The organism is Brachybacterium sp. SW0106-09 (assembly GCF_001293905.1).
Classification (GTDB): domain Bacteria; phylum Actinomycetota; class Actinomycetes; order Actinomycetales; family Dermabacteraceae; genus Brachybacterium; species Brachybacterium conglomeratum.
The window spans coordinates 102,018-110,372 of record NZ_BCAK01000011.1; the positions used below are offsets into that span (position 1 = coordinate 102,018).

6 protein-coding genes are annotated in these 8,355 nt (G+C 57.1%); 3 read left to right on the forward strand and 3 right to left on the reverse strand.

All coding sequences use genetic code 11. The features are described 5' to 3' along the window. The first annotated feature begins 57 nt into the window (after positions 1-57). The 3 genes from Y09_RS06970 to Y09_RS17180 all read left to right on the forward strand — a co-directional run bounded on the left by Y09_RS06970 (position 58) and on the right by Y09_RS17180 (position 4,489). Positions 58-825 carry a GntR family transcriptional regulator gene (locus Y09_RS06970; protein WP_053917087.1) on the forward strand — a complete coding sequence of 256 codons (768 nt, stop codon included), beginning with the start codon at positions 58-60 and terminating at the stop codon, positions 823-825. A 305-nt stretch (positions 826-1,130) separates the two neighbouring features. Beyond that, entirely contained in the window at positions 1,131-3,077 is a 1,947-nt protein-coding gene (locus tag Y09_RS06975) for an N-6 DNA methylase (protein WP_053917088.1), read from the forward strand. Positions 3,078-3,484: 407 nt separating this feature from the next. Further along, the gene (locus tag Y09_RS17180) at positions 3,485-4,489 is read left to right on the forward strand and encodes a hypothetical protein (protein ID WP_159419642.1); all 1,005 of its coding nucleotides are present in this window, start codon (positions 3,485-3,487) and stop codon (positions 4,487-4,489) included. 223 nt (positions 4,490-4,712) lie between these two features. Here Y09_RS17180 and Y09_RS18210 read toward each other — a convergent pair whose 3' ends face one another. From Y09_RS18210 to Y09_RS16820, 3 genes are all read right to left on the reverse strand, one after another. Continuing rightward, the gene (locus Y09_RS18210) at positions 4,713-5,504 is read right to left on the reverse strand and encodes a helix-turn-helix domain-containing protein (protein WP_371440350.1); all 792 of its coding nucleotides are present in this window, start codon (positions 5,502-5,504) and stop codon (positions 4,713-4,715) included. A gap of 260 nt (positions 5,505-5,764) precedes the next feature. Continuing rightward, positions 5,765-6,586, reverse strand: a complete 822-nt coding sequence (locus tag Y09_RS17500; protein ID WP_159419643.1) for a hypothetical protein — start codon at positions 6,584-6,586, stop codon at positions 5,765-5,767. Positions 6,587-6,593: 7 nt separating this feature from the next. Beyond that, a complete protein-coding gene (locus tag Y09_RS16820; protein ID WP_148639567.1) occupies positions 6,594-8,186 on the reverse strand; it encodes an AAA family ATPase in 1,593 nt (530 codons plus the stop codon). Positions 8,187-8,355: the final 169 nt, after the last annotated feature.

The window sequence follows — 8,355 nt, forward strand, 5'->3', positions numbered from 1 at the left end:
GCCCGATGTCAACTAGGGATAGGATGAGAGTCCCGGCTATCCCTAGGTGAGGTGCGCATGGTCGCCAAGTTCGTGCAGATCGCCGACGAGCTGCGTGCTCGCGTGCGTGACGGGCAGTACCCCGAAGGCACGGTGCTACCCCGCCAGTCGGAGCTGGCCACTGAGTTCGACGTCAACGTGAACACCGTGTCCGCTGCGCTGAAGCTGCTTGAGCGCGAAGGGCTCGTGCAGTCGAGGCGCAGTCAGGGCACGGTCGTGCTCCCTCAGATCCCGCTGCGCAAGGTGGGGATGGACCGATACTCACGACGCCAATGGAAGAGTCCCGCAGGCGACGAGGACGGAGCGCCCCACATGGACGAGCGCGGCTGGCAGCCGGCAGCGCAGTCCACGGAGATCTCAATCGAGCCCGCCACCGAAGAGATGGCTGGACGGCTGGAGATCGACGAGGGGGAAGACGTCGTGCGGAGAGCGCGAGTGATTCGGGATGCCCGAGGCACCGTCACCCACACCCTCGTGAGCTACTACCCGTATCGCATCGCCAAGGGCACGCTCCTCATGAGCGAGGAGCAGGGGTCGGCAGGGCGCGGGGGAGCGTTTCGAGTCCTGACTGACCTAGGACACGAGCCGCACAGCATCAACGAGAGGCTGCACGCGCGCTTGCCTGACGGCGATGAGGCCCAGTCCCTCGAGATGGGCATCGGTGAGCCGATCGTCGAGATGCGTCGGCGCACGTACGACGGCAGCGGCCTCCCCATCGAGTACGCGATCGGCCTGCATCGCGCGAGCCGGTTCCAGTGGAACTACTCCTTCGAGGTACCCAGATGAGTCTCAAGTCGCAGCCAGCGTCCCGGACGGAAACCTGCCCGCAGAGGTTCTCACCTCGAGATCGTGGCTACAACCGTTGGTCAGAGCCCTCGGCTAGCCTCGGACGTGCTCTCTGCCGCCACATGGCACGGAGCGCTCAGTAGCATGCGTTGTGCCAACTGTAGCGACCGCCCTTGCCGTGCTCAGACGTCAGATGAAGCACCGAGAGAAGCTAGTCGCGAACTAGCTTCCCCGCCCACTGGGACCATATTAATACACTGGACACAATTACGAATTACATCCAGACGAGAGCTCAAGGAACACGCATGACAGAACAGAGCACATTACCTACTATTGTTCCGCCCGGGAAGGTTCTCGACTATGTGGACGGGAAGTTGCGGAATGATACCCCGGAAGAATATGTTCGCCAGGAGATCGAGAAGTCACTCGTTCGCGAATACAGGTACAAGCCATCTGACATTGCAGTGGAATGGTCCCTTAAGCTCGGAAGCAGCCGGGTGCGAGCAGACATTGCAATTTTTCCGCCCGACGTTCCGCCTTCGCAGCGTAGCCAGGATAACGTCTATGCCCTGATTGAATGCAAGAAGCCGGGCACGAACCCGGGCAGTCGAAAGGAGGGGATCGAGCAGCTCAAAAGCTACTTGGCCGCATGCGCCAATGTCGAATACGGCATGTGGACGAACGGCTCTGACCTCCAGGCGCTCAAGGTTTCGGTTGCCGGCAAGCGGAGGATTGTTGAAGAAATTGCAGACCTCCCGCGCTTTGGAGAAAAAGACGATGCGGAAACCCCGACGTTCGCACAGCTTCGGCCTGCAGCTTCCGACTCTCTGCTATTCGCGTTTAGGCGATCCCACGATTACATTTCAGGTAATCAGGGAATGCAGAAGCCAGAGGCGTTCTGGGAACTACTGAAGCTAATCTTCTGCAAGATTCAGGATGAGCGACATTCCTCGCCAGCGCCAAGTTTTTACGCAACATCGGTCGAACGCGAAGTAGCTACGGGCACCATCCGGGTACAGAAGCGTATTGCGAAGCTCTTTGATGCTGTCAAGAAGGGGTATCCGCAAATCTTTAAGGCTGCCGAGGAGATCGAGCTGGACGGACGCGTACTTTCGTACGTTGTTACGCAGCTCCAGCAGTTCTCGCTGCTCGAATCGGATGTTGACGTTAAGGGGAAAGCCTATGAGGAGGTCGTCGGCTCGAACCTGCGTGGCGACCGAGGGGAGTTCTTTACGCCGAGAAATGTTGTGCAGATGATGGTCGACATGGTCGATCCTGATGATGACACACTCATTTTGGATCCGGCATGCGGGACCGGCGGATTCCTCATCGCAGCGATGAACCATGTCGTAAAGCGCGTCAGAAATGAAGTTAAGAACTCCGGACGGCAGAAAGGTGCGCAGGATGAGGCTATCAGGACGCGCGTCTACGATTTCTTGCGCAACAAACTAGTAGGTATTGACTTCAACCCTAATCTGGTGCGCGCCACCAAGATGAATATGGTTATGAACAACGATGGCTCAGGAGGACTGTACCAAGCAAATTCTCTTGCCCCGAATGCCACATGGGGAGATGACCTCCGCAAGCGTGATCTCCTGGGGCAGGTGGACGTGATCCTTACGAATCCTCCATTCGGCTCGAAAATACCAATTGATCATCCTGCGATTCTCTCTCAATTCGACCTAGGTCATAACTGGACGTATGTAGAAGAGGAAGATCGGTGGGATCGAGGTCCGGACACTACGTCCCGTCCCCCCGAGATCCTCTTCATCGAGCGTTGTGTTGAGCTCCTTAAGCCAGGCACTGGAATAGCCGCGATGGTGCTGCCCGACGGCATCCTGGGCACACCGGGACTTGGTTTCGTGCGCCAGTGGCTCCTCCAGAACACTCAGATTCTTGCCTCTGTGGACATGCACCCCGATACGTTCCAGCCCGGGACAAGTGTGCAGACATCAGTCCTAGTGGTAAGGCGAAAGTCCGAACAAGAGATTAGGCTCGAATACGCCTCCGGTAGTCCAGCCGACTATCCTGTCTTCATGGCGGTGTGCGATCACATCGGTCATGACAAGCGAGGAGTCGCAACCTACGTTCGCGATGACGAAGGCTTTGAAGTTCTCTCAAACGTTCCCGATGCGGTCACTTCCACAACGGACGGCGAGGAGCGGGCGCATACGTCACGAGAGCGCGTGCGAGACGACAATACTACCCTGATTTCCGCAGCTTTCCGTGAATGGCGAAAGGACCAGGCATGAAGTCTAGTTCATCAACTTTCACAGCCAAGCCGCCTGAGACTGCTTCCGTCAGCAGTGCCCTGGCGATGGTGGGTGAGCGAAGGCTGGAGGCTAGTGCGTATCTCGCCGATGGATACGGAATTCGTCGACGCATCGAGCTTGCTGATGGCGGATGGCTGCCATTCGGGGAAGTTGCCGAGGTTTGGCAACCGTCTAGGCTCAAGGGCTTGACTGTTCGTGCGGGGCTTGGTTTACCGTTCCTCTCGGCAGGCCAGGTTTTCGAATCTGCGCCAAGAGTACGGAAATGGCTTTCGAGGGGGCAAACTCGAGATGCCGAGGCGCGTCGAGTTGACGCTCGCTGGCTTTTGATGTCCTGCTCGGGGGAAGTGGGGCGAGTTACCGCCGTGTATCCTCAGCATCTAGGTCCAGTGATCACTCATGATCTTCTCAGGATTGCCGCCAAAGAGGCCCATGAATACGGGTGGCTCTATGCCTACATGAAGACTTCTCAGTTCTATCAGATAGCTCGTGCCGCCCAATACGGTCACATGATCAAGCATCTCGAGGTCAGTCATGTTGTAGAGATGCCCGTGGTTTGGCCGCAGCCCGAAATTAGGGCTGCAATTGGCGCGAAGGCCGTAGAGGCCATTGCAATGAGGACAAAAGCGCGCGATCTGCAAGCCGAGGCAGACGACTTGTATGCGTCGCATTTCCCGGAATCCCGTGTTGACGTCGAACCGCCTTTCCACACGATCCCCGCATCAGCATTATTTCAGGAACGCAGGCGGTTAGAGGCGCAATATTACCGACCTCGCGTCCGTGACATTGAAATGCGCATCACGGAAGGGGCGGAAAGGGTTGATGTACTTTCGGACGTGACGAAGTTAATTGCCCTTCCGAATAGATTCAAGCGATACTTTGGTGATAACGGCGCGCCCTACAAGAGCCCTGCGGAGTTGTTTGACGTCAACCCGCCAGTCATGAAGCGCATCTATCCGGCGCTTATTAAGAATCCCGAGATGTATCGACTCATGCCATCGTCTATTGTCATGGCACGATCTGGACAAGTTTACGGCCTGCTTGGTCGAAGCAGGATCATTCCCGATTCGTACGCTGACACTTTCGGCAGTGATGATATGATTCGAATTGTTCCCAACGGAAAGGCCATTCGGCCGGGCTACCTTGTGACGGTCTTGAATCACGAGGAACTCGGCCGGCCGATGGTAGTCAGGAACGCTTCAGGAACTTCCGTACCACACCTGGATCCGGTGGACATCCGTGAGGTACCTGTCCCTCGGCTCGGTGTCGATGCCGAAACTAGAGTCGCAGATCTGGCTGACGAGGCCACTGCGCTTTCCGACCGAGCTGACGCACTTGAGACTGAGGCGATCTCGGAGGCGGCCGAGTTGGTCGATGAAGCTGCGCAGGGCTGATTTGCGGTCACGAGCGTTCTAGTTGGTGAGAACTTTCCCTACTCCTTCAAGGCGCCGGCTCCGCCGTCGCGGGCGGCCCGTCCTTCCTCGCTCCGCTGCGGGAGGGCGGACCGCCGTGCGGTAGTGCTCAAGCGCGTCGTCCTAGCCTGCCCGACGCTGTGAAGGACGCTTAGCGCGTGACGGCTTGTGCTCTGCTGTTACCTGGCCCTGCCAGTCGAGGTAGTCACGCGATCTTTCTAGTGCGTCGCGATGTAGAGCCGACGCTGTGTTTCGGCGGCTGCATTTCGTGGCAGTTGAGGAGCCAGTGAACCCATGTTGGTCCTCGATCGAGGGCGCGCGATAGCTGGGACATCGGTACCCCTGCGAGTACCACATCCAGGCAAGCTGCGGCGAGTGCCCGACCCTCAGTGCCACGGACATCCCGCGAGCCTGCACGGTTGCGAGGAGCTTGGGGGCAGGCTTCGTACAGCGTGGATATACGGCTGACTTCTTCGGCTGAAGGCTTTCGCGTAGTAGAAAGCTTTGGATAGCGGGTGAGCGCTGGTCTACCGGTCGCTTCAAGCGCGGTGCGGATCGCTTGTCGTGAGCATCCAAGCTCGTTTGCTATCGCTTCGATCGATTTGCCATGGTTGCGTAGATTTCGCACCTTTCCGGGGTTCACGACAACTTGTTGGCCCCAGCGACGGTATGTGATGTCGTGTCTCGCAATAGTCAGCCGTCGTACGTAGTTCTTGCTGAGCTGATGGTCGTCTGCGATCTCAGCCCAAGATTCGCCCGAGGCATAGCGGCGTGCCGCCTCGTCAGCAAGCTGTTCGCGTTGCGTTGACGTGAGTCTGGCTGGCATTGGACCTCCTCGTTGAGTGGTGACCATACGCGTCCAACGGCAACGTCGATTGACTCGAAGCCCAGGGACACGTCTGGGGTCTCCGCCAGTGGAATTGGACCGAGGCTGTGTGCTGCTGTGCGGCCTCACGCGATCAAAAGTCGCGTCCGTGCTCGTGAGGAAAAATACCATGTGCTGGGGCAGATGGACTGGTTCACGCGTCGCTGCCGTCTGAGAGCAACGCTGCCAGCAACGCGACTGTGTTTCGATGGCATGACTCGACTTGACTGCCTGGCGTCGTTGACCTGCGAGAACGTACTGTTCCGGTCGGTCTCATACGAACTCCTAATCCGCAGATTGCGGGTTCGATACCCACCGGGCCCACTGCGGGCCAGGCCGAGGCGGTACGCACCGTTCCCCGCTCCGCTGCGGGCGGTCCGTACCGCGACCTCCTAACCCTTTAGGTCTCGAAGCCAGTCCGAATCCCGAACTGTTTTCAGCAAGACCTGATAGGGGCTATTGGGCGGTTGCCAATCGTACTGAATCATCTCGTCCACGATAAATTTACGGTCATGCTGGCGGCTCAATTTCGATGCCTTCCGATGGATTCGCCCTATCACATCTGCGTACTCGGTCGCCCAGCGCTTTGAAAGGTTTGCCGCTTTGAAGGTCGCCGACACGCGTCCGACTAGGGCGGTATCAGGCAGGAATCCTGGAATTACTGAAAAGCGCATCCCCGGAATCGTGTCCGGGCCCATCCCACGCTTGTGTCGTGCCCACTCGAGCGTGCATCTCAGCCAAAGTGCACCACCCAGATCGTCATAGAATGGGTTGAATTTCTCTCTAACCCCTTTCTGCTTCTCGTTGCATTTTGAGCACGAAGGAATGAGGTTCCTTGGGCATACTGCAAGTAGGGGGTGCTCGGCCTTCTCCTTATAGTGGTCAGCGGTGTCCGCAGCGCGAATGTTGCAGTAACAGCACTTATTCGTGCCATGCTCGCCCTCGATGATTAGGTCGTACACCTCACGCCCACTTCCTCCGCGAAGGTGACTCTCGTAAAGGGAAACCATTTGCGTTTTTAACAAACCGCTAGGCAAAGTAACGCGTGTGTCGTAACCGAAGTTCTGACGTTCGCACTGTTCGATATATTCGGCTTCTGCCGCGCGTATCTCATCGGCGAACGTCTCTGCAGGGTCGACTGTGTTCCTGAGGCGGGGATACAGACGCGAGAACAGATCTAGGTTACTCAATGCTATTGGCTCAGCATGACGCATAGACTGCTCACAAGTCCTCGGTGTCGGGGTGGTCGTTTGCTATGAGCGAGCGGAGCGCCGATCGTCCTGTAAGTCCGAGGTTGTGGCCAAGCTCGGCTAAGGCGTCGTCGTAATTGTCGTGCCTTGCGGCGAGCTCCTTTAGGGTTGCATAGAATCCACTGTCCTCGACTTCGAGCCCGAAGACTTCATAAGTGATTTCTCCGATGTCTTCACCGTACGTTTCTATCCGCGGTGGTGAGCAAAACAATCCACGCGAGTTACGAGTTAGCTTCTTTGCGCACGATCTCGGAACTTCTTGTAGGACCACGGGGGAGTGTGTTGCGACAATTGCCATCGCGTTCTTCTGCACCAGAAGGGAATTGAGGCAGCGAATAAGCGATGAGAGAAGTGGTGGGTGAAGGTGGGCTTCCGGCTCGTCGAGGACTACCAGAGTCTGCTCGACCAAAGTGGCTGCCATGTAGGTGATTGTGAGTAGTACGGCCTTGTGCCCGTCGCTCAATGTGTTAAATGCACCGGAAAGCTGGGCGAATGCATCAGAAATGTCGGCGCCATCCAACGCCTCGTCGACATATGACTCGAGATCGTCCAGTATGGAGAGCCTACGAAACACTGGGTCGCTTTTCAAGGAGTCTAGCGCGTCAAGCCAGAGGTCGGTGCGTCGTCTCTCTAATACGAGGCTAAATGACCGCACAAAGGAATCGACGACTTTGTCTCGAGCATTTCGTGGTTCGGGAAGATTCTTTATAAGGCGCACTTGTGGTTTTTTGAAAGAGGCATCCGAAAGGGCCTTCTCGAAAATGCCTTCTATGCCAATCTCACTGTAAGTAATCCCGCTGTCTAGCCGCCAGCCCTGAGCGGCCTCGAAGCCATCGAATGCACTCCAGGATACATATTGGACGCCTGCAAGGATTTTGTCGGTGTCCCCATCTTTGTCGAAGACTAGAAGCTCTTCGTTCGGGTCGTCAGATACTCCGGTAGCGAGCAACTCGGTAATGTGGCGCAACATGGTGGTCTTCCCTACGCCATTTCGCCCTATGATTGCCTGCAGGTTAGTTCGGGGCCTGCTCTCAGGGTCGACGACAAACTCGACAGTGAAGTCCTCCTTCCTGTACTGCACCCTGTAGAAGTTTTCGCCGCCTTCGTTCAGGAGTATTCGATGGAGTGCGCCCGTAACGCTTGCCAGTGGCACGCTACGGAGTAGCGATTTGCGGATGGCGGGTTCCGACTTGTTCCTCCGAATTATGGACGAGTCCCATACTGCATCGTGGGTCGCGTCGCAATATTGTCGACGCTCCGGTTCGGGGAGTGTGGCTAGTTTGATGTAATAATCTTCGCTCTGCCCAAGCGAAATTACGCCCCTCGGGAATGTGGTGCTCTTGAAGTCTTCCGGGATGGGGCGGGTAGGCGATCCCGTTGCCGGGGCGTCATAGTATTCGATCTTGACTTGGCCGAGATGGATGGTCGTGCCGGCGGAACTTCTGTATTGAGCTGCGTATAGGTTTTCGTACGCCCACCAGTCGTTCCACTCCAGCTCTACGAGCCATAGGGTCTTCTGGGGCTGTCCGGGCGAGCCAAGGTCGCTGACCAGCTGGATCTCCAAGGGGGGACTCCTCTTCGGCGAGAGCGCAGATGAGCTCAATTTACTCGATCATACGAGCGAGGGCGCTGCGGCGCTCTGTCTTGACAGCAACGATGACAGCAACGCGATGGTGTCTGTCGCGCTTCGGGCAGCAGTACGAGCCCTCTGACCTGCTTGTACACGCTCTGCG

What these genes read in the sequence shown, in the direction of transcription:
- Y09_RS06970 (WP_053917087.1), top strand. Translation starts at nt 58, where the DNA reads ATGGTCGCCAAGTTCGTGCAGATCGCCGACGAGCTGCGTGCTCGCGTG.
- Y09_RS06975 (WP_053917088.1), top strand. Translation starts at nt 1,131, where the DNA reads ATGACAGAACAGAGCACATTACCTACTATTGTTCCGCCCGGGAAGGTT.
- Y09_RS18210 (WP_371440350.1), bottom strand. Translation starts at nt 5,504, where the DNA reads ATGGTATTTTTCCTCACGAGCACGGACGCGACTTTTGATCGCGTGAGG.
- Y09_RS17500 (WP_159419643.1), bottom strand. Translation starts at nt 6,586, where the DNA reads ATGCGTCATGCTGAGCCAATAGCATTGAGTAACCTAGATCTGTTCTCG.